Origin of the sequence: Ruegeria discodermiae (assembly GCF_030758345.1) — a bacterium.
GTDB lineage: Bacteria > Pseudomonadota > Alphaproteobacteria > Rhodobacterales > Rhodobacteraceae > Ruegeria_C.
The window spans coordinates 1,203,889-1,230,816 of record NZ_JAVAMO010000001.1 but is presented as its reverse complement, the minus strand read 5'-3'; the positions used below and the strand labels follow the sequence as shown (position 1 = coordinate 1,230,816).

General features: G+C 62.0%; 29 protein-coding genes. 14 read left to right on the top strand and 15 right to left on the bottom strand.

Going from position 1 to position 26,928, the window contains the following annotated elements:
* Positions 1–134: 134 nt before the first annotated feature.
* The 3 genes from Q5Y75_RS06255 to Q5Y75_RS06245 all read left to right on the top strand — a co-directional run bounded on the left by Q5Y75_RS06255 (position 135) and on the right by Q5Y75_RS06245 (position 2,465).
* Positions 135–1,430: an adenylosuccinate synthase gene (locus Q5Y75_RS06255; protein WP_306195378.1), complete on the top strand. Its 1,296-nt coding sequence runs from the start codon at positions 135–137 to the stop codon at positions 1,428–1,430.
* Positions 1,430–1,654, top strand: coding sequence for a DUF2842 domain-containing protein (locus Q5Y75_RS06250; protein WP_306195376.1), 225 nt, complete (start codon positions 1,430–1,432; stop codon positions 1,652–1,654). Before Q5Y75_RS06255 ends, Q5Y75_RS06250 begins: the two co-directional genes overlap by 1 nt.
* 94 nt (positions 1,655–1,748) lie before the next feature.
* Positions 1,749–2,465 (top strand): porin family protein, encoded by a 717-nt coding sequence (locus tag Q5Y75_RS06245; RefSeq protein ID WP_306195374.1) that lies wholly within the window; start codon positions 1,749–1,751, stop codon positions 2,463–2,465.
* A gap of 2 nt (positions 2,466–2,467) precedes the next feature.
* Here Q5Y75_RS06245 and Q5Y75_RS06240 read toward each other — a convergent pair whose 3' ends face one another.
* Both Q5Y75_RS06240 and Q5Y75_RS06235 read right to left on the bottom strand, forming a co-directional pair.
* Complete coding sequence (locus tag Q5Y75_RS06240) at positions 2,468–3,043, bottom strand: GNAT family N-acetyltransferase (RefSeq protein ID WP_306195372.1); 576 nt, start codon at positions 3,041–3,043, stop codon at positions 2,468–2,470.
* A 178-nt stretch (positions 3,044–3,221) separates the two neighbouring features.
* On the bottom strand, positions 3,222–5,099 hold the full coding sequence (locus Q5Y75_RS06235; protein ID WP_306195371.1) for a hypothetical protein: 1,878 nt from the start codon (positions 5,097–5,099) through the stop codon (positions 3,222–3,224).
* A 133-nt stretch (positions 5,100–5,232) separates the two neighbouring features.
* Between Q5Y75_RS06235 and Q5Y75_RS06230 the strand changes: the two genes are divergently transcribed.
* Entirely contained in the window at positions 5,233–5,931 is a 699-nt protein-coding gene (locus Q5Y75_RS06230) for a thiamine diphosphokinase (RefSeq protein WP_306195369.1), read from the top strand.
* On the opposite strand, the gene Q5Y75_RS06225 is transcribed toward Q5Y75_RS06230, so the two are convergent.
* From Q5Y75_RS06225 to Q5Y75_RS06215, 3 genes are all read right to left on the bottom strand, one after another.
* Positions 5,876–6,790 carry a DMT family transporter gene (locus Q5Y75_RS06225; RefSeq protein WP_306195368.1) on the bottom strand — a complete coding sequence of 305 codons (915 nt, stop codon included), beginning with the start codon at positions 6,788–6,790 and terminating at the stop codon, positions 5,876–5,878. The genes Q5Y75_RS06230 and Q5Y75_RS06225 overlap by 56 nt on opposite strands.
* A 229-nt stretch (positions 6,791–7,019) precedes the next feature.
* Entirely contained in the window at positions 7,020–8,393 is a 1,374-nt protein-coding gene (locus tag Q5Y75_RS06220) for an L-serine ammonia-lyase (RefSeq protein WP_306195366.1), read from the bottom strand.
* Entirely contained in the window at positions 8,394–9,095 is a 702-nt protein-coding gene (locus Q5Y75_RS06215; RefSeq protein ID WP_306195365.1) for a glutathione S-transferase family protein, read from the bottom strand.
* A gap of 244 nt (positions 9,096–9,339) precedes the next feature.
* On the opposite strand from Q5Y75_RS06215, the gene rpiA reads away from it, so the two are divergent.
* From rpiA to Q5Y75_RS06180, 7 genes are all read left to right on the top strand, one after another.
* On the top strand, positions 9,340–10,128 hold the full coding sequence (gene rpiA, locus Q5Y75_RS06210) for a ribose-5-phosphate isomerase RpiA (RefSeq protein ID WP_306195363.1): 789 nt from the start codon (positions 9,340–9,342) through the stop codon (positions 10,126–10,128).
* Between the two features lie 2 nt (positions 10,129–10,130).
* Positions 10,131–10,655 carry a hypothetical protein gene (locus Q5Y75_RS06205; RefSeq protein WP_306195361.1) on the top strand — a complete coding sequence of 175 codons (525 nt, stop codon included), beginning with the start codon at positions 10,131–10,133 and terminating at the stop codon, positions 10,653–10,655.
* A gap of 37 nt (positions 10,656–10,692) precedes the next feature.
* Positions 10,693–12,051 carry a glutathione-disulfide reductase gene (gor, locus tag Q5Y75_RS06200; protein ID WP_306195359.1) on the top strand — a complete coding sequence of 453 codons (1,359 nt, stop codon included), beginning with the start codon at positions 10,693–10,695 and terminating at the stop codon, positions 12,049–12,051.
* 73 nt (positions 12,052–12,124) lie between these two features.
* Positions 12,125–13,267, top strand: a complete 1,143-nt coding sequence (gene hflK / locus Q5Y75_RS06195; protein ID WP_306195357.1) for an FtsH protease activity modulator HflK — start codon at positions 12,125–12,127, stop codon at positions 13,265–13,267.
* Positions 13,267–14,142: a protease modulator HflC gene (gene hflC / locus Q5Y75_RS06190; protein ID WP_306195355.1), complete on the top strand. Its 876-nt coding sequence runs from the start codon at positions 13,267–13,269 to the stop codon at positions 14,140–14,142. The genes hflK and hflC overlap by 1 nt, the downstream gene beginning before the upstream one ends.
* 121 nt (positions 14,143–14,263) lie before the next feature.
* A complete protein-coding gene (locus Q5Y75_RS06185) occupies positions 14,264–14,461 on the top strand; it encodes a DUF2065 domain-containing protein (protein WP_306195353.1) in 198 nt (65 codons plus the stop codon).
* Positions 14,462–14,630: 169 nt separating this feature from the next.
* Positions 14,631–16,088 carry a Do family serine endopeptidase gene (locus tag Q5Y75_RS06180; protein WP_306195710.1) on the top strand — a complete coding sequence of 486 codons (1,458 nt, stop codon included), beginning with the start codon at positions 14,631–14,633 and terminating at the stop codon, positions 16,086–16,088.
* Positions 16,089–16,351: 263 nt separating this feature from the next.
* Here Q5Y75_RS06180 and Q5Y75_RS06175 read toward each other — a convergent pair whose 3' ends face one another.
* From Q5Y75_RS06175 to ftsY, 5 genes are all read right to left on the bottom strand, one after another.
* Positions 16,352–17,020 carry a Crp/Fnr family transcriptional regulator gene (locus tag Q5Y75_RS06175; RefSeq protein ID WP_306195351.1) on the bottom strand — a complete coding sequence of 223 codons (669 nt, stop codon included), beginning with the start codon at positions 17,018–17,020 and terminating at the stop codon, positions 16,352–16,354.
* A gap of 74 nt (positions 17,021–17,094) precedes the next feature.
* Entirely contained in the window at positions 17,095–17,721 is a 627-nt protein-coding gene (locus tag Q5Y75_RS06170) for an inner membrane-spanning protein YciB (RefSeq protein ID WP_306195349.1), read from the bottom strand.
* Between the two features lie 16 nt (positions 17,722–17,737).
* Positions 17,738–18,640, bottom strand: a complete 903-nt coding sequence (locus tag Q5Y75_RS06165; RefSeq protein WP_306195347.1) for an EamA family transporter — start codon at positions 18,638–18,640, stop codon at positions 17,738–17,740.
* A complete protein-coding gene (locus Q5Y75_RS06160; protein ID WP_306195345.1) occupies positions 18,637–19,029 on the bottom strand; it encodes a GNAT family N-acetyltransferase in 393 nt (130 codons plus the stop codon). Before Q5Y75_RS06160 ends, Q5Y75_RS06165 begins: the two co-directional genes overlap by 4 nt.
* Positions 19,022–20,146 carry a signal recognition particle-docking protein FtsY gene (ftsY, locus tag Q5Y75_RS06155; RefSeq protein WP_306195343.1) on the bottom strand — a complete coding sequence of 375 codons (1,125 nt, stop codon included), beginning with the start codon at positions 20,144–20,146 and terminating at the stop codon, positions 19,022–19,024. Before ftsY ends, Q5Y75_RS06160 begins: the two co-directional genes overlap by 8 nt.
* Before the next feature lie 158 nt (positions 20,147–20,304).
* Between ftsY and Q5Y75_RS06150 the strand changes: the two genes are divergently transcribed.
* Entirely contained in the window at positions 20,305–20,700 is a 396-nt protein-coding gene (locus Q5Y75_RS06150; protein WP_306195708.1) for a hypothetical protein, read from the top strand.
* A gap of 12 nt (positions 20,701–20,712) precedes the next feature.
* Here the strand turns inward: Q5Y75_RS06150 and Q5Y75_RS06145 are convergent, their stop codons facing one another.
* Both Q5Y75_RS06145 and xseA read right to left on the bottom strand, forming a co-directional pair.
* Entirely contained in the window at positions 20,713–21,354 is a 642-nt protein-coding gene (locus Q5Y75_RS06145; protein ID WP_306195341.1) for a glutathione S-transferase family protein, read from the bottom strand.
* 4 nt (positions 21,355–21,358) lie between these two features.
* Complete coding sequence (xseA, locus tag Q5Y75_RS06140; protein ID WP_306195339.1) at positions 21,359–22,846, bottom strand: exodeoxyribonuclease VII large subunit; 1,488 nt, start codon at positions 22,844–22,846, stop codon at positions 21,359–21,361.
* 85 nt (positions 22,847–22,931) lie between these two features.
* Here xseA and purD point away from each other — a divergent pair, with 85 nt between their 5' ends.
* Positions 22,932–24,194, top strand: a complete 1,263-nt coding sequence (gene purD, locus Q5Y75_RS06135) for a phosphoribosylamine--glycine ligase (protein WP_306195337.1) — start codon at positions 22,932–22,934, stop codon at positions 24,192–24,194.
* Positions 24,195–24,310: 116 nt separating this feature from the next.
* Here purD and Q5Y75_RS06130 read toward each other — a convergent pair whose 3' ends face one another.
* Positions 24,311–25,099, bottom strand: coding sequence for an FG-GAP repeat domain-containing protein (locus Q5Y75_RS06130; protein WP_306195335.1), 789 nt, complete (start codon positions 25,097–25,099; stop codon positions 24,311–24,313).
* A complete protein-coding gene (locus tag Q5Y75_RS06125) occupies positions 25,099–25,422 on the bottom strand; it encodes a 2Fe-2S iron-sulfur cluster-binding protein (RefSeq protein ID WP_306195333.1) in 324 nt (107 codons plus the stop codon). The genes Q5Y75_RS06130 and Q5Y75_RS06125 overlap by 1 nt, the downstream gene beginning before the upstream one ends.
* A gap of 241 nt (positions 25,423–25,663) precedes the next feature.
* On the opposite strand from Q5Y75_RS06125, the gene Q5Y75_RS06120 reads away from it, so the two are divergent.
* On the top strand, positions 25,664–26,110 hold the full coding sequence (locus tag Q5Y75_RS06120) for a nucleoside deaminase (protein ID WP_306195331.1): 447 nt from the start codon (positions 25,664–25,666) through the stop codon (positions 26,108–26,110).
* A 25-nt stretch (positions 26,111–26,135) separates the two neighbouring features.
* Here Q5Y75_RS06120 and Q5Y75_RS06115 read toward each other — a convergent pair whose 3' ends face one another.
* Entirely contained in the window at positions 26,136–26,900 is a 765-nt protein-coding gene (locus Q5Y75_RS06115; RefSeq protein WP_306195329.1) for an AraC family transcriptional regulator, read from the bottom strand.
* Between the last annotated feature and the right edge of the window lie 28 nt (positions 26,901–26,928).

The following is a 26,928-nucleotide window of genomic DNA, read 5'->3' as shown; positions in this document are numbered from 1 at the left end:
GCCACGGCCCATATTGCCAGAAAACCCTGTCCCGGCATACTGCCGCGCCCCCTGCGGCGAATTTGATGTTTCGCCCGGACGATCCCGACGCTATACCGGCGCGGGTTTTCATTCTTCGCAGTAAAGGACCTGCAATGGCCAATGTCGTGGTTGTCGGCGCCCAATGGGGTGACGAAGGTAAAGGCAAGATCGTGGATTGGCTCAGCGAGCGCGCTGACGTGATCGCGCGGTTTCAGGGCGGGCACAATGCCGGTCATACGCTGGTCATCGACGGTGCGGTCTACAAGCTGCACGCGCTGCCCTCGGGTGTGGTGCGCGGCGGCAAGCTGAGTGTGATCGGCAATGGCGTGGTGCTGGACCCCTGGCATCTGATGAAAGAGATCGCCACGATCCGCGCCCAGGGTGTCGACATCACGCCCGATACCCTCATGATCGCCGAGAACACGCCGCTGATCCTGCCCATTCACGGCGAGCTTGATCGCGCCCGCGAGGAAGCCGCCAGCAAGGGCACCAAGATCGGCACCACCGGTCGCGGTATCGGCCCGGCCTACGAGGACAAGGTGGGGCGCCGTTCGGTCCGGGTGGCCGATCTGGCCGATGCTGCAACGCTTGAGGCGCGGGTTGACCGGGCGCTCCAGCACCATGATCCGTTGCGCAAAGGCCTCGGGATCGATCCGGTCGATCGCGACTCGCTGATTGCTCAACTCAAAGAGATCGCAGCCGAAATCCTGCCCTTCTCTGCACCGGTCTGGAAGGTGCTGAACGAAAAGCGCAAGGCCGGTAAGCGAATCCTGTTTGAAGGGGCGCAGGGCGCGCTGTTGGATATCGATTTCGGCACCTATCCTTTTGTGACCTCTTCCAACGTGATCGCGGGGCAGGCGGCGACCGGTGTGGGCATCGGCCCCGGCTCGATCGATTTCGTGCTCGGCATCGTCAAGGCCTATACCACCCGGGTAGGTGAGGGCCCGTTCCCAAGCGAGTTGCATGATGGCGATGGTCAACGGCTGGGCGAGCGCGGCCATGAGTTCGGCACCACCACCGGGCGCAAACGCCGCTGCGGTTGGTTTGATGCCTGTCTGGTGCGCCAGACCTGCGCGACCAGCGGCGTCAACGGCATTTCGCTGACGAAGCTGGATGTTCTGGACGGGTTCGAAACTCTGAAGATCTGCACTGGCTATGAGCTGGATGGCGAGCGTGTGGATTACCTGCCTACAGCCGCCGACGCCCAGGCCCGCTGCACCCCGATATACGAAGAGATGCCGGGCTGGAGCGAATCCACCGAGGGCGCGCGCAGCTGGGCCGATCTGCCCGCCAACGCCATCAAATATGTGCGCCGGGTCGAGGAGTTGATCGACTGCCCGGTGGCGCTTCTGTCCACCAGCCCGGAGCGGGACGACACCATTCTGGTGACCGACCCGTTTGCCGACTGATGGCGCTGAGCTACAAGGCAAGGCGGCGCTGGGCGCTGGTGATCCTGCTGCTGGGTCTGCCGATCTATATCGTTGCGGTGGTGACGGTTCTGAACCTTCTGGACCGCCCGCCGCTCTGGCTGGAGTTGGTGATCTATGTCGGGCTCGGCCTGCTTTGGGCGCTGCCCTTCAAGTTCATCTTTCGCGGGGTGGGGCAGGAAGACCCCGACAGCAGGAATAAGTAAAAGCCCCGATTGCCCGGGGGTGATGTCTGTGCCAGCCTGCTCTCAACACAAACACCGCGTGTCACGCGCGTTGAGAAAGTGGCGGGGCCAAAGGATGAAACCAGGCAGTCTGATCGTTGCGGGTGTGCTGGCGGCGGTTTCTCTGGGGAGTGCCGCCCATGCCGAGCGTTGGGATTATCGCGTCACGCCCTATATCTGGGGGCCGGACTTAGAGACCTCGCTGAATATCGGCCCGAACCCGCCGGTGAATGGCAGCACCTCGATTTTTGATATCCTCGACGGCGCCTTTCTGATCGCGGGTGAGGCGCGCAAGGGGCGGTGGTCGATCGGCGGTGAGTTCAATTATCTCAATCTCGGAGACGATGTTGCGGTGGCGGGCTTTGACAATTTCGCCAGTTGGGATTTGAAAGGCACCATGGCGACGCTGGGCGCAGCCTATGCATTTTACGATTACGGAAACACCCGCATCGAGGCGCTGGCGGCGGTCCGGAACTGGGATCTGGATATCGAGACAACGGTGGCGGGCCGCACCGCATCCGCCGATGTCAACTGGACCGACCCGCTGATCGGCGCGCGCTACAGCCAGCGGATCAACGACCGGCTGCGCGTGACCGGGATGGCCAATATCGGCGGCTTCGATGTCGGCTCGCATTTCCAGTGGGAAGCACTGGCCGAACTGAACTGGGCCTGGACCGACCGCGTCGATCTGGCTGGCGGATACCGCCACCTGAAGGTGGATTTCGAGCGCGGCAGCGACGTCGTGGACCTGACCCTGACCGGCCCCTACGTGGCGGTCGCGTTCAAGTTTTGAATTCAAGCCTTTGGTTTGGAAGTAAAATCCTTACTTTGCGCAGGCCAGTGCAGGATCGCTCGGACAAGGGCATCACATTCTCCGGCAATCTCCTCGGTCAGCGAAAGCGGTGACGGCCAGGGTGTGGTGAGGGTGGCCTCGACCTGCCCCGGCATGGTCCTGAGCTCCGCTTCGTGTTTGCGCGCTAGGCTCTGCATTCTCTGATTGCTGGCCAGACAGAGCATATGCAGTTCCCGGATGCCGCGGTTGCGCGCGGCAGTAATCAGTCGCGATAGCAGGGCATCTCCGACCCCGCGATGCTGCCAGTCCGGCTCAACCGTCAGGGCTGCCTCGTAGGCGACAGGTGAACTATCCGCAATCCGGCGCAATTCGCCAAGACCGCGCAATTCGCCGTCGGGAAACGCGCCATAGACATAGGCGTCATTGCTCAGAATCTTGGACACATATGTCTGCACATGTTTGTGGGAGACTTCTCCGCTGAAACGGGAAATCAGGTTTTCGGTGTTAAGTCTCTGAAAATGATTCTCAATCTGGTGCTGATCGAAGGATCGCAATTGACGTATCGTTGTATCCGGCATCGACTTCTACCTCTGATAAGGGATCTGTCTGACGAGGTTGCCGGGTTTAGATGGGGGGCATGCTGCGATGCGGCAAGAGGCGACTTTGCAGGTGCGGCATAATTGCATCAGCAGGTGGCGGCCGCGCATAAAAAACGGGCCGCAATGGCCCGTTTTCAATCAGTTATGAAAGAGGCGTTCAGCCTGCGGCGCGATTGTCCGGGCGGAACCCTATCTCGCCTGAAGCGGTGAAGTGACCGCCGCTGGTTTTCTCGATCTTGCCGTCGCGCAGCAATTGGCCGAACGAGCGCAGACCGTCCTCGCGGTTGAATTCCTGATTGTCGAGCTGGCGCACCTTGTTCATCAGTTGCGGGCGCGAAAACTGCTCGCGGCCTTCGACAAAGGACATATAGGCAGCGGCGGCCTCAAGCAGATCAGGCAGCGAAACGGCGCCGTTTTCCGAGGCATATTCTGCGAAACCGCTGTTTTCCCCGTCATTCTCGTTGCCGGTGACGCTGGCGACGCGGCGGGGCAGGACGGGGCCAGCGTTGTTGGTCTCGCTCGCCAGATCGACGCGTTGCTCGGCCACCAGTTTCAGCGGTGCGGGGCGGTCGTTGGTTGCGCGGGGGCGCGGTGCGCTTGCCGTCACAACCGGCCGACGCGGGCGCACCACATGGTTCAGATCGTCGGAAACCTGATCGGGTTCTTCCGTCTGATCTGACAGGTCCGACGTGTCATCCTCCGACCGCTCTGCCTCGGCGGCAGCGACAGCGGCGCGCAGATGCGAATACGTGTCCCGGCTGGTCGAGGCTTCTGGATTGTCCAGCCGCTCATCGGCTGCGGCCATCAGGCGCGACAGATTGTCATCAGCGCCCTCATGGGTGACCGGCGACAGGCTTGCGTGCTCGGAAGGGGTCGTCTCGGGGGCCTCATCGCGCGGGGCGATGGCGTCGGTCAGTGTTTCGTCTTCGTCCTCGGCGGGTTCCCCGGCAGCGGCCTTCAACTCGGCCTCAACTGCGGTCAGCTCACGCAGCAGGTCGGCCTCATCATCGGGTGAGAGAGCGGAGGCAAAGTCGGGTCCGCCTGACGCGGCACCGGTCTGCGCCTCGGACATTTCAGTGCTGGCCCTCAGAACATGGACCGGAGCAGAATCGACCTTTTCCGGGCCGTCATTGCCCATCAGGATGTTCGGCAGGTCGTCCTCGACCGCAAAGTCGTCGCCATCCTCGTCATCCAGATCCCCGAACAGCGCGTTGTCATCCTCGGCGTCGTCTTCCGCATCATCAAACAGCGCCTTGACGTTGGCGGGTTTCAGCGCGGCGGGCTCCTCGACCTCTTCCTCATAGTCGGACCCTGCCGTCTCGACGCTCTGCGACATGAAGGCTTCTACCGACGATGTGTCCTCTTCGAAGGCTTCTGAAAGATTCGCAGCCGCTTCTTTGGCCACAGCCTTGGGGGTGGTGTCTTCGGCGTGTTCGTCTTCGGAATAGCTCAGGCTGGCGGTCTGCTCATCCGCGTTCGAGACAACCTCGCGAATGCGCTTGAGCTTGGCGGCGATGCTGTCTGCGGCGGGGACGATTTCGCCGTGCGCGACAGGTTCCGCAACGGGGATGGGCTGCTCTTCGGGCTGCGGTGGTGTTGCGGGTGTCGCAGGGGCAGTGTTTTCGTTCGGCGCAGGCGCGGCAGTCTCGGGCCGCGTCGGCTCGGGCGCTGTATGCGCAGCGGCAGGCGGGGCAACGAGTTCCGGCTGCGGCGCTGGTGTGGCTACCACCTGCGGTGGGGCTTCGGAGTGCGCTGCCGGGGCGACAGGTGCCGTTTCGGTTTCGGCCGCACGCAGGACGATATGTTGCTGTTCGGTTCGTGCCTCGACCTGGCGCGAGACTTCGCGTTGGGCAATACGGGCAAGCATTTCGGCGTCAGGCTGCGGAGGTTCGGCCCCGAAATAACGGTCATCCGAGGCAAGATCGCGGAAATACTCCGCGATGGCCTTCATGGTGTCAAACGAGTCGTCGAACCCTTCCAGCGTGCAGGAGAAGGTTCCGTAAGAGACCGTCAAGACTTTGTTATTCTGTACCATGGGTTGCTCGCCCTCCACATACTTGTGGCTACCCGTTTACCATCGGCGTAGCGTCAATTTCGGCCCGAATCTGTGCAAATGAAAGTATCATTTCGTGGCCAGAATGTGGCCAACTTCCAATTTGGGAAACAATATGGGCAAAAAAACAGATATTGTTTCCCGACAGGGCGTGGTTGCCTTGATTGGTGGCGGACAGATTGATGCGAGCGATATCGATCTGGCGCGCACGGACAGCACGGCGCTTGTCGCGGCGGATGGCGGGGCGCGGGCGGCGCTTGATCACGGGCATTTACCGGATGCGGTGATCGGTGATTTCGATTCGCTGGACGCGGAAACAGAGGCGCGACTCCCCGCCGATCGCCTGTTTCCGATACGTGAACAGGACAGCACCGATTTCGACAAGGCGCTGCGCCATATCTCGGCCCCCCTTGTTCAGGCTGCCGGGTTTCTGGGCGGTCGCGTGGACCATCAACTTGCCGTCCTAAACACTTTGGTCAGGCGGAAAACATCGCCTTGCATTCTGATCGGGGCGCGCGAAGTGATCTTCCATGCCCCGCCCGAGATCCGGCTGCCGCTGGATCCGGGTGCCACACTGTCACTGTTTCCATTGGCGCCGGTAATGGGGCGCTCTGACGGGTTGCGCTGGCCCATTGACGGGATCGCATTTGCACCTGACGGGCCGGTCGGAACCTCGAACGAGGTCACTGGCCCGGTGCATTTGCGCTTCGATGATCCGGGTATGATCGTGATGGTACCGCGCGCCGCATTCGAGCAGGTCAGGCAGGCGTTTCTAGCCCCGGATCGCGCGCGATGGCCCGCTCGCGCAGGATGACATAGAGCCCCGCGCCGACGGTGATTGCGATACCAAGGCTTGACAAACCATTTGGCAGGTCCCGGAAGATCAGCCAGCCGATCAGGGTGGCCATGGGGATCTCCAGATACTGCATCGGTGCCAGCGTGGCCGAGGGCGCAAAGCGCAGCGACCACGTCATCAGCAGATGCGCAATCGTGCCCAGAATGCCGATTGAGAGCAGCAGCCAGACCTCCCACTGCTCAGGGAAGGTCACTGTCAGATCATGCAGACCGATGGCATCTCCCAGCAGCAGCGCTGGAACCATGACCAGCGTCGCCATCACGCCCGACACGGCTTGCAGCGAGATCGGATCGGTGTCTTTCGCCAATTGCCGGGTCACCAGCATGAAAAAGGCAAAAATCACCGCGACAGCCAGTGGCCAGAGTGCGTTCCAGCCAACGGCGACAAAGCTGGGCTGCACCACCATCAGGGTACCCGCAAACCCGACGCTGCAGGCGATCAGGCGCCGCCTGCCGACCTCCTCGTGCAGAAAGAGCTTGCCCAGAAGCAGCATGATGAAAGGCATCACAAAGGCGATGGCAACGGCATCTGCCAGTGGCAGGAATTTCAGAGCGGTGAACATCGCACTTATCCCCAGGATATGCAGCAGCGTGCGCAAGGCCGCCAGCACCCAGAAACGCCTGCGCATGCGCCAGGGCCGCCGGGTCAGCCAGACGATTGGCACCAGAATGATTGCCTGAACGACAAAGCGGACCAAGACCAGCTGACTGATCGGCAGACTCTCGGACAATAGCTTTGCGATCGCATCGCCCATCGGAGCGAGCACGCAAAAGCCAAGCATCAACGTGATGCCAAGAACCGGGCGATCCTGTGTCATGGCGCGACGCTAACCGGTCGCTCGACAAGGGGAAAGACGAAACCCCCGCGGCTCTGCCAGGGAGTCCCCCACCGACGAGGTCTGCATGGTCAAAATTGATGTTGGCAGGGCTAAAGCCGGGACAAGATTACCAAGTCCGGCAGCGAGTCTGTCGCGCAATTGGCAATGTCCGCGCCGAAATCTTACAAAGATTTCGGACCGCTTTCTTTCCGAGAAAGCGGCGCCGCGCTCAGCAGTTCGGCACGTTCACTGCCAGACCGCCCAGCGAAGTTTCCTTGTATTTCTCATGCATGTCCTGCCCGGTCTGGCGCATGGTCTCGATCACCGCATCCAGCGGCACCAGATGCTTGCCATCTCCGCGCAGCGCCAGCGAGGCGGCACTGACCGCCTTGATGGCCCCGAGCCCGTTGCGTTCGATACAGGGCACCTGAACCAGCCCTTTGATCGGATCACAGGTCATGCCCAGATGGTGCTCCAACGCGATCTCGGCGGCGTTCTCCACCTGTTCCGGCGTGCCACCCATCACCGAGCACAGACCGGCGGCGGCCATGGCCGAGGCGCTGCCCACCTCGGCCTGACACCCGGCTTCGGCGCCCGAGATCGAGGCGTTGTATTTCACCAGCCCGCCAATGGCGGCGGCGGTCAGCAGGAAATCCTCGACATGGCTGGGCGCGGCACCCGGCACGTGGTCGAGATAATAGCGCAGCACCGCAGGCAGCACGCCCGCCGCGCCATTGGTGGGCGCGGTGACCACCTGACCGCCTGCGGCGTTTTCCTCGTTCACCGCCATCGCATAGACGCTCATCCAGTCGTTGATCGTATGCGGCGCGGTCAGGTTCATGCCACGTTCGGCCTGCAGGGCATCATGGATGCCCTTGGCGCGGCGGCGCACGCTGAGACCGCCGGGCAGGATACCATCGGTGTGCAACCCGCGTTCGATACAGGCATTCATCACGTCCCAGATCCGCGCAGTGCCCGTCTTCAACGACATTTCACAGCCGCGCGCGACCTCGTTGCCGCGTTTCATTGCGGCGATGCTCTTGCCGGAGGCGCTTGCCATCTCCAGCATCTCGGCGGCGGATTTGAACGGGTAGGGGACCGGTGCGCCCTCTTCGGTGGCCTTGCCGTTGGCCAGTTCCTCTTCGGTCAGTACGAAACCACCACCGATCGAGTAATAGACCTGCCGCAGGATCACGTCGCCCTGCGCATCCGTGGCCATCAGCACCATGCCATTGGCGTGGCCGGGCAGGGGCTGGTCATAATCGAAGATCAGATCTTGTTTCGGATCAAAGCGCAGCTTCGGCAAGCTGTCTGGCTGCACGGTTTTGTCCGCGTTGATCCGCGCCAGCTCCGCCTCGGCCTTGTCATGGTCATAGCTGTCGGGGCTGAATCCGGCCAAGCCCAGGATGGTGGCGCGATCGGTGGCATGACCCACGCCGGTAAAGGCCAGTGAACCGTGCAGCGATCCGCGCACTCCGTGAAACTCGAACGGAGAGGCCCGCATCAGGTCCAGAAACCGGGCGGCCGCCACCATCGGTCCCATCGTGTGGGACGAGGATGGGCCGACGCCCACTTTGAACATGTCGAAGATCGAAAGAAACATTCAGGTCGCGCTCCCTTCCGGCGGAGTGGGATGGGTGGGTGAGGTAAACGGAGTAGCCCCCAGCCCTTCGGCGGTGATTGCCGCTTGGGTGGCATCGCGCGCCTCAAGCGCGCCGAGCATGCGTTGCAGATAGGGCGTGTCGGTCAGGCGAAACCAGCTCTGGTCGCCATCTGAGGGATAAATCGCCATCCAGCGCAGCATACAGGCCAGATAATAGGTCAAGACCGAGGGGCTGTCCGGGCTGAGCCAACTCGGCGCTGCCGCCGCCTGACTGTCCAGCAACTGCAGATGACGGTGCAGGCGGGGTCGGATACCTGCGCGCAAGGTCTCGGCCTGTTCGGGGTCGATATAGACATATGGATAGAACAGGATGCGCAGGTCTGCATGCAGGGTATTGGAGGCAAAGAACAACCATTTCAGGAATGGCCCGCGCTCAGGATCATTCACCGCAGGTGCCATCTGACCATATGTGTCGGCGAGCCAGAGCAGGATCGCCGCCGTCTCAAAGATTGGCCCCTGCGGCGTCTCCAGTACCGGGATCAGCCCGTTGGGGTTGAGCTTGCGATAGGCGGCGCCGTCCTGCTCGCGGACCGATCGGTCGATCAGCACGCTTTCATAGGGCAGGCCCATCTCTTCCAGCACCAGCCGGATCACCAGCGAGGCGTTGTCGGGGGCGTAATGGAGGCGCAGTGTTTCGGTCATGATCGGCTTCTAGGGGCTTTGGGTGATTCCCCATACACCGTTTCCGACGTTTCCGATAGGAAACACGCAAAATTTTTCGGCCACGCGCTGACCTGGGTCGGAGTAGACCGGGCCACGACACCTCACCCACGCAGGACAAGTTGCGCGCCCTGCCACAGCTCGCAGGTCAGGGCCGCCGAATCCCTCTCGCAAGCGGTGGGGGACTTGCCTATAAATCCCTTGGGATCACTCAGGGGATGCAACCATGATCGGAGAATTGTCACCCATCGAAAAAGCCAAGTTCGTTGCCGCAAAGCGCGCCGCTGATCTGGTCGAGGACGGGATGCGCGTGGGGCTGGGCACCGGCTCGACCGCCGCATGGCTGGTGCGTTGCCTGGGCGAGAAGGTGCGCGATCAGGGCCTGAGATTTCGCGGCGTCCCCACCTCGACCCGCACGGCGGAACTGGCCCGTGAGGTCGGTATCGAGGTCACCTCGCTGGATGAGGCGCGTTGGCTGGACCTGACCATTGATGGTGCTGACGAATTCGATGGCGAGCAGAATTTGATCAAGGGCGGTGGCGGCGCGCTGTTGCAGGAAAAGATCGTGGCAACCGCCTCGGATCAGATGGTGGTGATCGCCGATGTCGGCAAAGAGGTCGAGGCGCTGGGCGCTTTCCCGCTGCCGGTCGAGGTGATCCCCTTTGGCTGGCAGACCACGCAAGCTCTGATCGAAGAGATGCTAGTCTCGATGGATGTTCTGGGCCGCAAGTCCAGCCTGCGGATGAATAGCAGCGCGCCGTTTGTGACCGATGAGGGCAATCACATCCTCGATTTGCATCTTGGCCGCATCGGCAACCCGCGCCAGATGGCGCTGGCTCTCAATCAGGTACCCGGCATCGTGGAAAACGGCTTGTTCATCGATATCTGCGATATCGTCGTGGTGGGCTATGGCGATGGCCGGGTCGAGCTGCGCGACATCAATGAAGGCACGGTGGAACATGACCGGCTGGACCTTGAAGAGAACGAAAACCTGTTCAGCGATATCGCGGATTGAGGATGAGCGAAGAACCCAGTTTGGTTTTCAGAGAAAGCCAATTTCGCCTTAATCTAAGGCGGGGTCTGAGAATTTTGGATGGTACCTTTCTACTTGTTGTGGGGATTTGGTTGCTGGCTCACAGCCTGTTGGTCGATCCCAACGCATTTTTGTTTGTTGGTGGCATTGTCGCGCTCGCTTGGGCCGTCGGGGAATACTTAAGTGCGAGAAAGTTCACTGATGTGAAGGCAGCAGTTGGTGTCTCCGGAATAGATGTGCGCACCGGAACCGGAAAACCCTTTCATTTGAAATGGGAAAAAGTAGAGGCTGTTCAGGTCTTCGAAGGGCGTTTTGGACGCTCTTTCAAGAACACGATTATCTACAAGAAAAACGGGAAACTAAGGCGTTCTGCAGTGCCATTGAAATCAATGCCCTCGGACATATCTGAGCAATTTATTGCAACGCTGCGCCACTACTGGCCCGATCTGGACAGGCCCTGGCGGGAGCAGATCAAGGCCGGGAACGGGCTGGACAGTGGCGCGGGATAAGATACACCCCTTGCGGAACCAAGGATGAGGCAGGACCATGAGCTTTGATTACGACCTCTTTGTCATCGGCGGCGGCTCGGGCGGCGTGCGGGCGGCGCGTGTGGCCGCGGGCGAGACCGGGGCCAAGGTGGCGCTGGCGGAAGAGGATCGCTATGGCGGCACTTGCGTGATCCGGGGCTGTGTGCCCAAAAAGCTGATGGTTTTTGCCAGCGAATACCCCGAGATGATCAACGAGGCGCGCGCCTATGGCTGGGATGTCAGCCAGGGCGGATTCGAGTGGGACATGTTCCACGGCAAACTTGCCGCAGAACTGGATCGTCTGGAAGGCATCTATCGCAATATCCTCAAGAACAATGGCGTCGAAAGCTTCGATCAGCGTGCCAGACTGGTCGATCCGCATACGGTGGAACTGGCCGATGGCACCCGCAAGACCGCCAAGCATATCCTAATCGCCACCGGCGGCCGCCCCGTGGTGCCGGACTTTCCCGGCTCGGAACTGGCCATCACCTCGAACGAGGTGTTCCACCTGCCCAAACTGCCCGGCAAGATGCTGATCGTCGGCGGCGGCTATATCGCCTGCGAATTTGCGGGCATCATGAACGGGCTGGGCGTCGATGTGACGCAGTATTACCGTGGCGCACAGATCCTGCGGGGTTTTGATGACGAGGCGCGCGGGCTGGTCAGCGAAGAGATGTGCCAGAACGGGATCGGCCTGCATCTGGGCACCAACGTGCTTGAGATGCGCAAGGAAGGCGATCAGATCCGGGTCAAGGCCACCAATGGCGACGAAAACCTCTTTGACGTGGTCATGTATGCCACGGGTCGCGCGCCCAATACCAATGATCTGGGACTGGAAGCTCTAGGCGTCGAACTGGGCCGCAAGGGTCAGATCATTGTTGATGAATATAGCCAGACCGGGGTTCCCTCAATCTATGCGATTGGCGATGTAACCGACAGGGTCAACCTGACCCCGGTGGCGATCCGCGAGGGGATGGCCTTTGTCGATACGGTGTTCCGGGGCAAACCCACACCGGTCGATCACGAGCTGATCCCGACGGCCATCTTCACCCAGCCGGAAATGGGCACAGTGGGTCTCAGCGAAGAAGAGGCTGCCGAGCAGGAACCGGTCGAGATCTACGCCACTTCGTTCAAACCGATGCAATCGGCTTTTGCAGGCCAGACCGCGCGGGTGCTGATGAAACTGATCATCTCCAAGGCGACCCGTAAGGTGCTGGGCTGTCATATTGTCGCGCCCGGCGCGGGCGAGATGATTCAACTGGCCGGGATCGCCGTGAAAATGGGGGCAACCAAGGAAGATTTCGACCGTACGGTTGCAGTACACCCCGTTATGGCCGAAGAACTGGTAACCATGCGAACGCCTGTGCGCAGCGCTTGATTTGCACGGGCGCGCACACAGGTTATGACTGACGCCGCAAAGACGCGGCACAACAGACGAGGATTGAACTCATATGGCGGGCAACAGCGGTGGCCCCTGGGGGGGCGGAGGCTCTTCAGGCGGCGGAGGAAACCGGGGAAACAATGGCAGCGGGCAGAAGCCGCCCGAAGGCGATAGCCCGCAGATCCCCGAGATCGACGAGTTGATGAAGAAGGGCCAAGAGCAGCTGCGCGTCCTGATGGGCGGTCGCGGCGACAACCGGCGCGGTGGTGGCACCGGCGGAAACGGTGGCCCGGCTTTTTCGAAAGGCACGATCGGTCTGGGCATCGTAGCCGCGATTGGCGTCTGGCTTTTTGCCAGCTTTTATACGGTGAAGCCCGAAGAGCAGTCGGTTGAACTGTTCCTGGGCGAGTTTTCGGGCATCGGCAATCCCGGCCTGAACTTTGCCCCCTGGCCGTTTGTGACCGCCGAGGTGATCCCGGTTACCAGTGAACGGACCGAAGCGATGGGCGGTGCCCGTGGCGGCAATGACGGTCTGATGCTGACCGGTGACGAAAACGTGGTTGATATCGATTATCAGGTGGTCTGGAATATCAACGATCCGGCCAACTACCTGTTCAATCTGCGCGACCCGCGCCAGACGATTCAGGCCGTGTCGGAATCGGCCATGCGCGAGATCATCGCGCAATCCGATCTGGCGCCGATCCTGAACCGCGACCGCGGTATCATTTCTGAACAGCTGCAGGACCTGATCCAGCTGACGCTCGACAGCTATGGCAGCGGGGTGAACATCATCCGCGTGAACTTTGACAAGGCCGACCCGCCGCCCTCGGTGATCGACGCCTTCCGCGACGTTCAGGCCGCCGCGCAGGAGCGTGACCGGCTGCAGAACGTGGCAGACGCCTATGCCAACCGGGTTCTGGCCGAGGCGCGCGGTGAAGCCGCGCAGTTGCTGGAGGAGGCCGAAGGCTATCGCGCCCAGCAGATCAACGAAGCACAAGGTGAAGCCAGCCGTTTCAGCGCGGTCCTTCAAGAATATGTCAAAGCGCCCGAAGTAACGCGCAAACGTCTGTATCTGGAACGGATGGAGCAGGTTCTGGGAGACGTGGACAAGATTATTCTGGACGAGCAGGGCGCTGGTGGCGGGCAGGGGGTTGTTCCCTATCTGCCGCTCAATGAACTGCGTCGCAACCAGACCGAGCAGGGGGCGAACTGATGCGGAAAACAACCTTTCTCATTCCGATTCTGGTGATCGCAGCGGTAATAGGCCTGTCGTCGATCTTCATCGTGGACGAGCGACAGAAGGCGCTGGTGCTGCAATTTGGTCGCGTCGCAGCGGTGAAAGAAGAGCCGGGCCTGGCCTTCAAAATCCCGCTCATTCAGGAAGTTGTGCGCTATGACGACCGCATCCTGTCGATCGATGTGCAGCCCCTTGAGGTCACACCGCTTGATGACCGCCGTCTGGTGGTGGATGCCTTCTCACGCTATCGCATCACCGATGTCGAACAATTCCGGCAAGCGGTTGGGGTCGGCGGCATTGCCACCGCCGAAAATCGCCTGGACAGCATCCTGCGTGCCGAAACCCGCGCGGTGCTGGGTTCGGTCAGCTCCAAGGATATCCTGAGTTCGGACCGTGCCGCACTGATGCTGCGAATCCGTAACGCCGCGATTGCCGAAGCCCGCGCGCTGGGTGTCGAGGTGATTGACGTGCGTCTGAAGGCCACCGACCTGCCGACCCAGAACCTTGAGGCCACCTTCGACCGGATGCGCGCCGAACGTGAGCGGGAAGCGACTGATGAACGCGCCCGCGGTAACGAGGCGGCGCAGCGCGTGCGCGCCCAGGCTGATCGGACCGTGGTTGAGCTTGTGTCCGAGGCAGGCCGTGAGGCCGAGATCATTCGCGGTGAGGCGGATGCCGAACGAAACCTGATCTTTGCCGAAGCTTATGGCGCGGACCCGGAATTCTTCGAATTCTACCGCTCGCTCACCGCCTATGGCCGTGCGATCCAGGGCGGCAACAGTTCGATGGTGCTCAGCCCGGATTCGGATTTCTTCAACTACCTGAAATCCCCCAATGGCGCTGGTCAGTGACCGGGTCGCCGCAGCAGAAGAACACAGGGCCGACCCACGGGTTGGCCCTTTTTCTTTTGGATGGGGCAAACCGGTCATCAACCGGCACAATTCAACCGTTTCTTCTGGATGAGGTATGCGGATGACCATGATTCTGATGGCCCTCGGGCTGGTGCTGATCGTCGAGGGGCTGGTCTATGCTCTGGCCCCGTCCCTTGTTGAACGGATGCTGGAAATGCTGCGCACCTTGCCCGAGGCGGGGCGGCGGCAGGTGGGCATCCTGTCCATGGTCCTGGGGCTGATCCTTGTCTGGGGCGCATATCAGCTTGGTTTCGGCTGAGTTCGTCGCATCAGATGAAAACCGCGCGATCATACATTGCGGGTCGGCACAAACTGACTACATTACTGCCCAAGCCACCGGTTTCGCGACCGGAGGGGGAAAGTGCGTGAGGACAAGGAGAGCGCCCGTGAAGGCCGAGGCCCGTACCGTATCACTCGACAAAAGCAGCATGATCACAAGGAGCCGCCTGATGTGGATGGCGCTTCTGAGCGTGCTGTTCGTGCTGGCGCAGACGCTGATTGCGCAGGCGCGGCCCGAAAGCCTGGCGCCATTGGCCGAACGGATCAGCCCTTCGGTTGTCAATATCACCACCTCGACCCTGGTCGAGGGGCGCACCGGTCCGCAGGGGATCGTGCCCGAGGGCTCACCTTTCGAGGATTTCTTCCGCGAGTTTCAGGACCGCAACAATGACGGCGAAAACGGCACGCCCCGGCCACGCCGATCCTCCGCGCTTGGCTCTGGCTTCGTGATCTCCGAGGATGGCTATATCGTCACCAACAACCATGTGATCGAAGGCGCTGACGAGATCGTGATCGAGTTCTTCCCCGGCAACGGCCAGCCGGAAGAGCTGAAAGCAACCGTCGTGGGCACCGATCCCAAAACCGATATCGCGCTTCTTAAGGTCGAGGCCGAGAGCCCGTTGAAATTCGTGAAATTCGGCAATAGCGACACCGCCAAGGTTGGCGATTGGGTGATTGCCATGGGCAACCCGCTGGGGCAGGGCTTTTCTGTCTCTGCCGGGATCGTATCGGCCCGCAATCGCGCGCTGAGTGGCAGCTATGACGACTACATCCAGACCGATGCGGCGATCAACCGGGGCAACTCGGGCGGGCCGCTTTTCAACATGGATGGTGAGGTTGTGGGCGTGAATACCGCGATCCTCAGCCCCAATGGCGGCTCGATCGGCATCGGGTTCTCGATGGCCTCGAACGTGGTCACCAAGGTGGTCGATCAGCTGCGCGAGTTCGGCGAAACCCGCCGCGGCTGGCTTGGCGTGCGCATTCAGGACGTGACCGAAGATGTGGCCGAGGCGATGGGGCTGGATGAAGCCAAGGGCGCGCTGATCACCGATGTGCCGGATGGTCCCGCGAAGGATGCCGGGTTGTTGGCCGGGGACGTGATCCTCAGCTTTGACGGGGTCGAGGTGGACGATACGCGCGGGCTCGTACGGCAGGTCGGTGAAACCACAGTCGGCAAGGCGGTGCGAGTGGTGGTCTATCGTGATGGCGGCACCCAGACGGTTCTGGTCACGCTGGGCCGTCGCGAAGATGCAGAGCGCGAGGAAACCGAAGAGGAAACCACCGAGGACGGCGCGCCCAGCGTTAGCGAGAAGGATGTGCTGGGTCTGACGCTTCAGGTGCTCAATGACGATCTGCGCTCGGAACTGGGCGTCGGTGAAGATGAGACCGGGCTGGCGGTGACCAATGTCGATGAAACCTCGGAAGCGTTCGAAAAGGGCCTGCGCGCGGGCGACGTGATCACCGAGGCGGGCCAGCAAAAGGTGACCTCGCTCGCCGATCTGGATGCCCGCATCGAGGAGGCCAAGGAAGCGGGGCGCAAGTCGCTGCTGCTGCTGGTCCGCCGCAATGGCGAGCCGCGCTTTGTGGCGTTGAACCTGGAAGGCTGAACCAACTGAAATATCTGCAAAACGGCCGGCATTGCCCGGCCGTTTTTCGTTGCGCAGGAGTGGCTGTGATCCGCGAAGCTGATCTCAAAAGAAGCGAGCCATGCGCGGGGGCGCATGGCTCTAGGGTTTGGTACTCGGACGTACCGAGCGACTGGGATCGTATCCGGTCCGCCGGGTAACCAAAGTCAAGGTCACACGGTATAGGTGCGGGGGTCTGTGAACTTTTTCCCACCCGGAGTCTTAATCGTGATTTTTTGAAAGTTTCAGATCTGCTCGGGATCGGCCAGATCTTCCATCGTGTCGATATCAAGGATTTCCAACCCGCCCCGCGTCGCTTCGATGATGCCCTGTTTTTTCCAGACCGAGATCGTCTTTGACACCGCTTCGCGGGTGGCGCCTACATATTCGGCCAACTCGCTCTGGCTGAGGCTGACAGAGCTGCAATCCTCGCTTTGCAACTGGGCCAAATGCAGCAATTTACGCGCCAACCGGGTTGGAACGGTCAGGAAGACCTGCTCGTGCAATTGCATGTTGATCCAGCGCATCCGCTGCCCGGCCAGCCTTGTCAGATCAACCGCCAGTTCCGGGTCGCGCCGGACCTGGCGCATGACGTCGGCATTCTGCACCTTGAGCACACGGCAGGGTTGGGTTGCGGTGATCGTTGCGGTGCGCTCACCGGGGTCGAACAGCGCGATCTCGCCAAAGACCGAGCCCGGGCCCATCAGGTCCATCGACAGCTTGCGACCGTTCTGAGAGAGGATCGAAACCTCCATCATGCCTTGCAGAATGACATAGAGCGCATCGCCGGTATCGCCGTGCTGAAACAGCACATCACCTGCACCAAGGCGCGCCTCGATCGCCTCTTCTTCCAGCATCGTCTTGAGGCGATCGGATGCCTCGGCCAGAAAACCCGCTTCGGGCAGTGAAACCATGCGCAGATCCTCCCTTGCCCACCGGTCTAAGGGGCAATCGCGCAAAACTCAACTGTGCTGAGCGACGGAAACAGTCAGTCTTCGGATTTGCTGGCGTTATCGCTTTCTGTTTCGATAAGGAACCGTTGCAACAGCGAGAACTGCATCATCAGGAACGCCATCAGCGCCAGCGGGAAACCGAAGGTCTCGATCTTGACCCAGGCTTCTTCCGACATGGTGCGCCAGACATATTCGTTGGCGGCTGCCAGCACCGCAAAACAGCCGCAGAGGCGGCGCGTCAGGATCATCCAGCCTTCCTGCTCCATCGGAAGCATATCGTTCAGGATATAGGCCAGATAAGACTTGCCGCGCAGCAGCCCGACGCCCAGCAGCACACAGAACGTGCCGTAAACAAGCGTGGTCTTCATCATGAAGAATCGCTTGTCGTTGAAATAGGCCGTGAGCCCGCCAAAAAAGATCACGATGAAGGCGGTGAAAATCTGCAAGCGGCTCAGCTTGCCGGTGAGCATCCACAGGATGCCCATCGCCACCAACAGGATCGGCACAAAGATCAGCGCCGAGATGATGAAGCCGGAATATTCCGTGCCGCCAATGACAAAGACGTCGTCCTTGATGCGCAGATAGATAAAGAAAAAGGCCAGGGTCGGGCCCAGTTCCAGCACCTGTTTCAGGATCGGGTTGATGTCTTTGGTTTGCGTCATGTTGCGTCTTGCTCCGTTATCCGCCCATCTCAACTATCACGGCTCCCAGCGCGATCAAGCTCATCAGCGCAATGCGGCGCGGCCCGACCGTTTCTTTCAGCACCAGCCAGCCGATCAGGGCGGCAAACACGGTCGAGGTTTCGCGCAGCACCGCCGCTTCGCCCACCTTGTCAAGCCTTGTGGCCAGCATGATCGCCCCGAAGGACATGAATGCGGTCAGGCCACCGGCCACCCCGCGCAGCATCAGCGGGCCGGGGGTGGGTCGGTCGATCATACTACGCCAGCGCAACCAGGCGATGACAGGCATTGCCATCCCGTCGATCATGAAAAACCAGGCCAGAAAGGTGAACGGATCGGCGGTGGCCCGGATGCCATAAGCATCATAGGTGGTGTAGAGCGCCACGAAGAGGCCGGTGGCAAAAGCCAGCGCCAGAGCGGTCGGCAGGGTTTCGCGGTTGGCTTCAAGACGCAGCAGGTTGTAGATCGCAAGGCCGAAAATCCCGGCCAGCAGCACGGCAACGCCAAGCCATTGCGTCGCGGTAAAGACCTCTCCGAACAGCAGATAGGCCCCGATCACAGTGAAAAGCGGCCCGGTGCCGCGCACTACCGGGTAGACGACAGTGTAAGAGCCCTTGGTATAGGCCTGCGCCTGCAGCAGCTTGTAGCCCATATGAATGACCCAGACGGTGGCGAAGATCGGCCACATATGCGGCTCGGGCCAGGGCACCACGAAAAGCGCGAAGGGGGCGGCCATCAGCATGTAGGAGGCATCGATTGCCCCGCGCGACAGCCAGGGATCATGACGGCCCTTTTGCAGCGCGCCAAAGACCGCATGCAGGAAGGCAGCCATCAGCGCCAGCCCCAGTGCCAGATCATGGCCCGCTTCGGTGCCTTCGAGGGAGATCAGCCAGTCGCTCATCCGGCGGTGCGGGCCATTCCCGTGCGCGGCGAGAAACCGGCTGACGCGTAAAGCCGCTCGGCCCCGGGATCGGCAATCAGGCTGATATAGCAGTCAGGCGGCAAATGTTCATGCGCCCAGGTCATCAGCCGCCGCATGATCGTGCCACCATGTCCGCGACCCTGAAACCGGGGATGCACCGTGACATCGGTCACCTGCGCGAAACAGCCACCATCGCCGATGAGCCGCGCCATGCCGATAAGCGTATCGCGCTCGCGCAGCCAAACGCCATGCAGCGTGTTGGCCAGCGCAATCTCAGTGGCGGCGATAGAAAAGCTTCCCAGGCCCGCCGCGTCCCTCAATGCCCGGAATTCGGCGATGCTGGGCGGCGCGGTCGAGAACTCAGGCATCGAGCCCGGTCAGCGCGGCGGCAAATTCTTCGGGGTCGAAGGGCGCGAGGTCGTCGATTTGCTCGCCCACCCCGATGGCGTGGATCGGCAGGCCGAACTTGTCGGCCAGCGCCACCAGAACGCCGCCCTTGGCAGTGCCGTCGAGCTTTGTCATGACCAGCCCCGAGACATCGGAGATCGCCCGGAACGTTTCCACCTGCCGCAGCGCGTTCTGGCCGGTGGTGGCATCCAGCACCAGCAGCGTGTTATGCGGGGCGCTCTCATCCTTCTTGCGGATGACGCGCACGATCTTGGCCAGCTCCTCCATCAGGTCGGCGCGATTCTGCAGCCGCCCGGCAGTGTCGATCATCAACAGATCGGCGCCATCCGCCTGCGCGCGGGTCATCGCGTCAAAGGCAAGGCTGGCGGGGTCAGAACCTTCGGGCGCGGTCAGCACCGGCACACCGGCCCGCTCGCCCCAGACCTGCAACTGCTCGACAGCAGCGGCGCGGAACGTGTCGCCCGCCGCGATCACCACCTTCTTGCCGGCGGCTTTGAACTGGCTGGCCAGCTTGCCGATCGTGGTGGTTTTGCCAGAGCCGTTGACCCCCACCACCAGCACCACTTGCGGACGTTTGGGATAAAGCGGCATCGGCCGCGCCACAGGGTCCATCACCCGGGCCACTTCCTGCGCCAGCAATTGCTTGATCTCTTCGGTCGAGAGCTTCTTGCCAAAGCGGCCCTCCGCCATGTTGGCGGTTACCCGCAGTGCGGTGTCGACGCCCATATCCGAGGCGATGAGCAGCTCTTCGAGCTGCTCCAGCATGTCATCATCCAGCGTGCGACGAATAACGGGGGTGTCATCCGCCTTTTTGAACAGGCGGCCCAGCAGGCCCGGCTTGGCGGGCTCTGTTGGTTTCGGGGCGGGTTCGGGCGGCGGCGGCGGAGCCTTGGCCGGGGCGGGCGGGACCGGGGCGGCGGCCTCGGGGGCAGGTTTGGGCGCAGGCGGTGGCGGGGGTGCAACCGGCTCGGGCGTGGTGTCGACCTCGCCGCCATCCTCGACGATCGCGTCCAGCCCCTCTTCCAGCTTGGAGGAGGATTTGAACAGGCGGTCCTTGAGCTTTGAGAATAACGCCATGCGGCCGGGTCCTTGCTTTGGTTTTCCCTCACCTAATGCGGATCGTGCCGGGTTGCAAAGGGTCACGCGCGCTGGACCGAACGGGAAGCCGCGCAAATCGGTGCTGCACCATCCTGTGAGTGGCGGGCCTTCCTCTGATCTGCAAAGATCGGGCCATGATGCGCCTGTTTCTGATTCTCGCCTGTTTCGTCAGCCTTCCGGCCTTTGGCCAGACCGCCATGTCCGGGGAAGAGTTCGACCGCTACACGAAGGGTAAGACCCTGTTTTACGGGCAGCAAGGGCAGGCCTATGGGGTCGAGCGCTATCTGCCCGACCGTCGGGTGATCTGGTCGTTCCTGGATGGCGATTGCAAGAAAGGCATCTGGTATGAGCGCGAGGACAGCCAGATCTGCTTTCTCTATGAAGACCGGCTGGACCCGCAATGCTGGAGCTTCAGCCAGGGCCCGCAAGGCCTGATCGCCCGGTTCGAGAACAACCCGGAGGCCACGGAACTCTATGAAGCCGAGGATATCGGCGAAGAGATGCTGTGTTACGGGTCGGATGTGGGGGTCTGAGACCGATCGCGATCAGACCACGCGCAACTCCTCATAAGAAATCATGACATGCTCCTGATAGGCCGGTCGCTGCGTCATCCTGTCGTAATACGCGCTGAGGGCGGGCAGGGCGCGGCGGTCTATATCGATATCATAATAGCGGAACAGAATATGGCCGAGTTGGATATCGGCCAGAGAGAATGTCTGTCCCGCCAGAAACGGCTGCGCGGCAAGCTGGGCCTCGGCGATGATCAAATTCTGTTCCAGAGACTCGATCGCGTGCCTGATGGCCTTGGCGTCCCGCTGATCCGGCGCGGTTCGCACGACATGCCAAAAGATCGGAACGGTGAACCCCATGGCGATATTGAGCTTTGCCCATTCGGCCCATTTGTCGATCTCGGCGCGTTGCACCGGATCGGCAGGCCAGAACGCATCATCGCCATACCGGGCGGCCAGATAGCGCAGGATCGCCCCGGTTTCCCAGATCGGGGCGGCCTCGCCATCCTGTAACACCGGGATGGTCCGGTTCGGGTTGAGTGCCGCGAAAGCCTCCGTGTCGAGGCCGCCAAAACGATGGCCGACATCGTGACGCTGATAGGGTAGGTCCAACTCGCCCACACACCACATCAGGGCCTGCACATTCGATGACGTCTTGCGGCCCCAGATGGTCAGCATCGGCTCAGAACAATGACCCCTGTGAGGGCGGCGGGTCTTGGGGCTTTTTCGTTTTCGGTTTTGTGGTTGCGCCGCCAATGTCGATCTCACCATCCGCGAATTCGATCTGAAGGATGGCATGTTTCTCGGCCTGTGTCTTGCGCGTCACGACGCTGCCCTCGGCCCGCACGACGGCATAGCCGCGCTCCAGCGTGGCCTTGTAGCTGAGCGTCTCGCGCAGCCGGTCCGTGGCGTTGAGCTGCTGGCGCAGCCGGTCGATGCGCAGGGACTGTGCGGCGTTCAGCCGCTCGGCTAACCGCTGCAAATGGTCGGTTTGCGTTGCGATCTCGCGCCGGATGGGGCGGGTCGAGAGGCGCGAGGACAGGTTGGTCCAGCGGTCCCGGCGGGTCTCGACAATGCCGCGCAGGGTGGCGGGGCGCAGATGGGCGGAGATGTCCAGCAGTTTCACCCGCCGGTTCTGCACGCCCCGAATCAGCGCGTTGGGCAAACGCTCGGTGCTTTGGTCCAGCCGCTGGCGCGGGCCGTCCAGCAGCGTGTCGGGGCGGGGCAGGGCGCGGGCCAGATCGGCCAGCCTTTGCGCGCGGCGCTGCACCGCGTCGCTGGCGGCCCGGCTCAGGCGCGCGCCTTGCTCGCCGGTCCAGGCCAGCAGGTCCAGCCGCACGGGGACCGCCAGTTCAGCAGCAGCGGTCGGCGTGGGTGCGCGCTGATCCGAGACATAGTCGATCAGGGTTGTGTCGGTCTCATGCCCCACTGCCGAGATCAGCGGGATCTCCGAGGCCGCCGCCGCGCGCGCCACGCTTTCTTCGTTGAAGCCCCAGAGGTCTTCAATGGAGCCGCCGCCACGAGCCACAATGATCAGGTCGGGTCGCGGCAGTGCGCCGCCGGGGGTCAGCCGGTTGAAGCCATCGATGGCACGAGTCACTTCGGCGGCGCAGGCATTGCCCTGCACGGCGACCGGCCAGATCAGCACCTTGCGCGGGAATCGGTCCCGCAGCCGGTGCAGGATGTCGCGGATCACCGCGCCCGAGGGCGAAGTGACCACACCGATGATCTGCGGCAGATAGGGCAGGGGCCGCTTGCGCTCGGGCGCGAACAGCCCTTCGGCCTCAAGCTGCTTCTTGCGTTTTTCCAGCAGCGCCATCAGCGCGCCCTGTCCCGCGACGGCCACCTCATCGACATTCATGTTGTATTTCGACTGCGCCCCAAAGGCAGTCAGGCGGCCCGTGACAACCACCTCCAGCCCTTCCTCGGGCACCACGGACAGCCCAGCGATCTGGCCCTTCCAGGTGGTGCATGCCAGCACGTTGCGGTCGTCTTTCACGTCATAATAGAGATGCCCGGATCGCGCCTTGAACACGCGACCCACCTCGCCGCGCACGCGGATGCGGCCAAACGTGCCCTCCAGCGTGCGTTTCACCTCGCCCGAGATTTCCGAGACGGTGAATTCGGGCATGTTCTGGCCGGGAAGCGGGTCGTCGAGAAGGTCGGACATTGCGCGCGCCTGTTGGTCTTGTGTCACTGCTCTGGCCAGCTTAGAACGCCGCGACAGCAGGGCCAAGCAGATCGGAGCGCATTTCATGAATATCCTCATCCTCGGCGGCGGCGGGCGCGAACACAGCCTGGCCTGGGCGGTGATGCAGAACCCCAAATGCGACAAGCTGATCGTGGCGCCGGGTAATGCGGGCATTGCGCAGATCGCCGAATGCGCCGATCTCGACATCATGGATGGCGGCGCGGTGGCGCGGTTTTGCGAAGAAAACGCGGTGGAGTTCGTCATCGTCGGCCCCGAAGCGCCCTTGGCCGCTGGCGTCGCCGACCGGTTGCGCGAGGCGGGCGTGCTGGTCTTTGGCCCCTCAGCAGCGGCGGCGCGGCTGGAAGCTTCCAAAAGTTTCACCAAGGAGATTTGCGACGCGGCTGGTGCGCCCACAGCCGGGTATGCGCGCTTCACCGAGGTTGAACCGGCCAAGGCCTATATCCGCGCGCAGGGCGCACCCATCGTGGTCAAGGCCGACGGTCTGGCTGCGGGCAAGGGCGTGATCGTGGCGATGGATGTCGATGCCGCGCTGGAGGCTGTGGATGACATGCTGGGCGGTGCCTTTGGCAGCGCCGGGGCCGAGGTCGTAATCGAGGAGTTTATGGAGGGCGAGGAAGCCTCGCTCTTCGTGCTCTGTGATGGCAGTGACATCCTGTCGGTCGGCACGGCGCAGGATCACAAGCGCATTGGTGAGGGCGACACGGGGCCGAATACGGGCGGTATGGGGGCCTATTCCCCCGCGCCGGTGTTGAGCCCCGAGGTCGAGGCGCGGGCGATGGACCTGATCGTCCGGCCCACCATCGCTGAGATGGCAAAGCGCGGCATGCCGTTTCAAGGCGTGCTCTATGTCGGGCTGATGATCAAGGACGGTCAGCCGCGGCTGGTGGAATACAATGTGCGCTTTGGCGATCCGGAATGTCAGGTGCTGATGATGCGGTTGGGCGCGCAGGCGATGGACCTGATGCATGCCGCCGCCGAGGGGCGTCTGGGCGAGATGCAGGTGAACTGGGCGGACGATCACGCCATGACCGTGGTGATGGCGGCACAGGGCTATCCGGGTGCCTATCGCAAGGGAACCGAGATCGGTGGACTGGACGATCTGCCCGAAGACAGCAGCCATATCGTGTTCCATGCCGGGACAAAGGCTGAGGGCGGGGCGGTGCTGGCCTCAGGTGGGCGCGTTCTCAACGTGACAGCACGGGGAGAGACGCTGAGCGAAGCGCATCGCCGGGCCTATGAGATGGCAGATCGTGTGGATTGGCAGGACGGTTATTTCCGCCGCGATATCGGCTGGCGGGCGCTATAGGCCGGGTTTGATCCAATTGCCGGGCTAGCGCCCGTCTCTGTTTATTTGGATGAGGGGCTGTGCCCCTCTTGGCCTGCGGCCAATTCACCCCCGGGGTATTTCTGTCTGGACCAAGGTCAGCAGGCCAGAGCGGAGGTGAGGCTCTCTGGCCCCGTGAAAGGGCCAAGGTCGGTTTCGATCCAGGTCTCGCGATAGGACAGGGCAACAACCCGGGACCAGTCGCCGCTGGCCAGGATCAACTCGGGCCCGTTCCCACAATCGCGCAAACCGCCGGAGATGAAATCCTGACCGATGCGGTGATTGGTGAGGCCGGGTATCGCAGCGACTTCGCTGAATGCACCGTCACTGTAGCGCCAAATGCGCAGGGTTTTGGCCAGATGCGGGCGGTCGATATACGCGATCTCGATATGGCCGTCGCCATCCAGATCAGCTGCGCCGACAGGGGCAAGCCAGCGGAATGGGGTGCCGATATGGGGCGTTGCGGCGATTTTTCGAACCGCGTTGCCATCGAGTCCATAAATGGCGAGTTGCGCGCCCTGTGCCGGGTCGGTTTCGATCACGACCACTTCGGGTGCCCCATCGCCGGTGACGTCCCAAAGGCGCGGTGCGAGGTCTTCGAAGACGCGGCCGCCCTCACTGAACCCAATCAGGTATGGATCGCTTGCCGAGCGTTCGACCAGCAAGCCGGAATACTCGATATCGTCCCCAAGTACTGCGTGCGCGTAGTGGCGGGTCGGCCCGATATAGCGCGCGCCGACAATCTCATCTGTTGCTACGTTTTGGTCATGGGCACGGACCTCTCCACCGCTCCCGAGCGCCGCCAGCCACAGGCTCAGAGCTATCAGCGTGCCGCGCGATCGGTCTTGCCACAGGCGCAGCGGTCGTCGCGGCGCTTTGTGCGCCATCAGATCTGTTTTTCGGGCATCTGCACTACCAGACCGTCCAGCGCGTCGGTGACCTTGATCTGGCAGGTCAGGCGCGAGCGAGCCGGGTCGGGCTCATAGGCGAAATCAAGCATGTCCTCTTCCATGTCGTCCTTTGCAGGCACTTTCTCGACCCAGGCCGGATCGACATAGACATGACAGGTGGAACAGGCGCAGGCACCGCCGCAATCGGCTTCGATGCCGGGAATGTTGTTGTCGCGTGCGCCTTCCATCACGGTCAGCCCGTTGGCGACCTCAACGACATGTTCTGTCCCGTTATGCTCGATATAGGTAATCTTGGCCATGGACGCTCCCCTCCTGCGGCGGTGTTTCGGCAGAGTCCTTAGACAAGGCGGTGCCGCCTTTCCAGCCTCAATTTCGATCCGGTGCTGATCGACGCGGTTTCTTTATGGATTTTCCATATTTGTTCTCTTTTCCCGCTGCTCATGCACCCACGTGCTTGACTGTTTTGCCGGGGACGGCCAGCGTCGGCTTGGACCAGGATGCCGAAGCCGGGATCGCGGAACCAGCAGAGGAGCGGTGCAGATGATGACGGATGAGGATCGGCAGTTGCTGCGCATTGCCTATGAGGAGGCCAAGGCCGGGTTTGACGAGGGCGGCTGCCCGATTGGCTCGGTTCTGGCGCGCGGCGGCGCAGTGGTGGCGCAGGGGCGCAACCAGCGGGTACAGCGCGGCGATCCCATTGCCCATGGCGAGATGGATGCGCTGCGCAAGGCGGGTCGGCAGAAAACCTATCGCGACACCACGCTCTATACCTCATTGTCACCCTGCATGATGTGTTCGGGAACCATCGTTCAGTTCGGTATTCCGCGTGTGGTGATCGGCGAGGCGGTCAATTTTGGCGGCAACGAGGATTTTCTGCGCGAGCGCGACGTCGAGGTGATCATCGCGGATGATCCCGACTGTATCGCGTTGATGAAACGGTTCGTTGCCGAAAAACCCGAGCTCTGGGCCGAAGACATTGCTGAATAGGTGATCCGCGCGCTGGTTTTCTGCTTCAGGGCAGTCGCCGCATCATCGCCGTCAGCGAATAGGGGCTGTCATAGCCCACCGAAGCTGCGACCCGGGCCATCGGCATGCCCCGCGCCACCGCCTGCAAGGCCGCCTGGCAGCGCAACCGCTGGCGCCATTCACCAAAGCTGAGTCCGGTCTGGTGCTTGAAGAGCCGGGTGAAGGATCGCCGGCTCAACCCCGCCTCAGTGGCCCAGCCATCAATAGTCAGCGGCTGCGAGGGGTCTGAAACGAGCGTTTCGCAGGCGCGCCGCAATCCGGGGTGGTCGGGGAAGGGCAGGGCTAGTGGTGCTGCCTGTGCCTCTGCCAGTTCCAGCAGGATCAACCGGCTCAGGTGATGGGCGTGCTCGCTGACCGGCCAGGGATTGTCCAGATCGCAAAAGCGCGCGATTAGCGCCGCCAGCAGGTCCGAGACCGCCAGCACCTGGCAGAACCGGGCACCGCCCTCGTTAAAGCTGTCCGGCGCGATATAGAGCGATTGCAGATCGACCGCGCCGACCATCCGCACCTCATGCGGCAGGTCGGCGGGCACCAGCAGGCAATGGCGTTCGGGCACCGTCCACCGCGCCTCCTGCGTTTCGGCCATCATCAGACCGGAAACTGCATAGATAAGCTGGGTGCGTGGATGGCTATGCCAGCGCGAGACATAGCCCGCCTGATACTGCCGCCGCATGCTGACCACCGGTTGCGGCAGGTGTTGCAACGCGTCGGCAGAGGTCGCCCTGAGCGGGGATGTCGAAAATTGGCCCATCTGGCAAATTTATGACCCCATCGGCCAA

Excerpts from the sequence above, each read along its gene's own strand:
- hflC (WP_306195355.1), top strand. The coding sequence starts at position 13,267 with ATGCGGAAAACAACCTTTCTCATTCCGATTCTGGTGATCGCAGCGGTA.
- xseA (WP_306195339.1), bottom strand. The coding sequence starts at position 22,846 with ATGTCCGACCTTCTCGACGACCCGCTTCCCGGCCAGAACATGCCCGAA.
- Q5Y75_RS06240 (WP_306195372.1), bottom strand. The coding sequence starts at position 3,043 with ATGCCGGATACAACGATACGTCAATTGCGATCCTTCGATCAGCACCAG.
- Q5Y75_RS06185 (WP_306195353.1), top strand. The coding sequence starts at position 14,264 with ATGACCATGATTCTGATGGCCCTCGGGCTGGTGCTGATCGTCGAGGGG.
- Q5Y75_RS06115 (WP_306195329.1), bottom strand. The coding sequence starts at position 26,900 with ATGGGCCAATTTTCGACATCCCCGCTCAGGGCGACCTCTGCCGACGCG.
- Q5Y75_RS06255 (WP_306195378.1), top strand. The coding sequence starts at position 135 with ATGGCCAATGTCGTGGTTGTCGGCGCCCAATGGGGTGACGAAGGTAAA.
- gor (WP_306195359.1), top strand. The coding sequence starts at position 10,693 with ATGAGCTTTGATTACGACCTCTTTGTCATCGGCGGCGGCTCGGGCGGC.
- ftsY (WP_306195343.1), bottom strand. The coding sequence starts at position 20,146 with ATGGCGTTATTCTCAAAGCTCAAGGACCGCCTGTTCAAATCCTCCTCC.
- Q5Y75_RS06125 (WP_306195333.1), bottom strand. The coding sequence starts at position 25,422 with ATGGCCAAGATTACCTATATCGAGCATAACGGGACAGAACATGTCGTT.
- Q5Y75_RS06205 (WP_306195361.1), top strand. The coding sequence starts at position 10,131 with ATGAGCGAAGAACCCAGTTTGGTTTTCAGAGAAAGCCAATTTCGCCTT.
- Q5Y75_RS06175 (WP_306195351.1), bottom strand. The coding sequence starts at position 17,020 with ATGGTTTCACTGCCCGAAGCGGGTTTTCTGGCCGAGGCATCCGATCGC.
- Q5Y75_RS06150 (WP_306195708.1), top strand. The coding sequence starts at position 20,305 with ATGCGCCTGTTTCTGATTCTCGCCTGTTTCGTCAGCCTTCCGGCCTTT.
- Q5Y75_RS06160 (WP_306195345.1), bottom strand. The coding sequence starts at position 19,029 with ATGCCTGAGTTCTCGACCGCGCCGCCCAGCATCGCCGAATTCCGGGCA.
- Q5Y75_RS06120 (WP_306195331.1), top strand. The coding sequence starts at position 25,664 with ATGATGACGGATGAGGATCGGCAGTTGCTGCGCATTGCCTATGAGGAG.
- rpiA (WP_306195363.1), top strand. The coding sequence starts at position 9,340 with ATGATCGGAGAATTGTCACCCATCGAAAAAGCCAAGTTCGTTGCCGCA.
- Q5Y75_RS06145 (WP_306195341.1), bottom strand. The coding sequence starts at position 21,354 with ATGCTGACCATCTGGGGCCGCAAGACGTCATCGAATGTGCAGGCCCTG.
- Q5Y75_RS06220 (WP_306195366.1), bottom strand. The coding sequence starts at position 8,393 with ATGTTTCTTTCGATCTTCGACATGTTCAAAGTGGGCGTCGGCCCATCC.
- Q5Y75_RS06165 (WP_306195347.1), bottom strand. The coding sequence starts at position 18,640 with ATGAGCGACTGGCTGATCTCCCTCGAAGGCACCGAAGCGGGCCATGAT.
- hflK (WP_306195357.1), top strand. The coding sequence starts at position 12,125 with ATGGCGGGCAACAGCGGTGGCCCCTGGGGGGGCGGAGGCTCTTCAGGC.
- Q5Y75_RS06230 (WP_306195369.1), top strand. The coding sequence starts at position 5,233 with ATGGGCAAAAAAACAGATATTGTTTCCCGACAGGGCGTGGTTGCCTTG.
- Q5Y75_RS06245 (WP_306195374.1), top strand. The coding sequence starts at position 1,749 with ATGAAACCAGGCAGTCTGATCGTTGCGGGTGTGCTGGCGGCGGTTTCT.
- Q5Y75_RS06130 (WP_306195335.1), bottom strand. The coding sequence starts at position 25,099 with ATGGCGCACAAAGCGCCGCGACGACCGCTGCGCCTGTGGCAAGACCGA.
- purD (WP_306195337.1), top strand. The coding sequence starts at position 22,932 with ATGAATATCCTCATCCTCGGCGGCGGCGGGCGCGAACACAGCCTGGCC.
- Q5Y75_RS06180 (WP_306195710.1), top strand. The coding sequence starts at position 14,631 with ATGATCACAAGGAGCCGCCTGATGTGGATGGCGCTTCTGAGCGTGCTG.
- Q5Y75_RS06215 (WP_306195365.1), bottom strand. The coding sequence starts at position 9,095 with ATGACCGAAACACTGCGCCTCCATTACGCCCCCGACAACGCCTCGCTG.
- Q5Y75_RS06170 (WP_306195349.1), bottom strand. The coding sequence starts at position 17,721 with ATGACGCAAACCAAAGACATCAACCCGATCCTGAAACAGGTGCTGGAA.
- Q5Y75_RS06225 (WP_306195368.1), bottom strand. The coding sequence starts at position 6,790 with ATGACACAGGATCGCCCGGTTCTTGGCATCACGTTGATGCTTGGCTTT.
- Q5Y75_RS06235 (WP_306195371.1), bottom strand. The coding sequence starts at position 5,099 with ATGGTACAGAATAACAAAGTCTTGACGGTCTCTTACGGAACCTTCTCC.
- Q5Y75_RS06250 (WP_306195376.1), top strand. The coding sequence starts at position 1,430 with ATGGCGCTGAGCTACAAGGCAAGGCGGCGCTGGGCGCTGGTGATCCTG.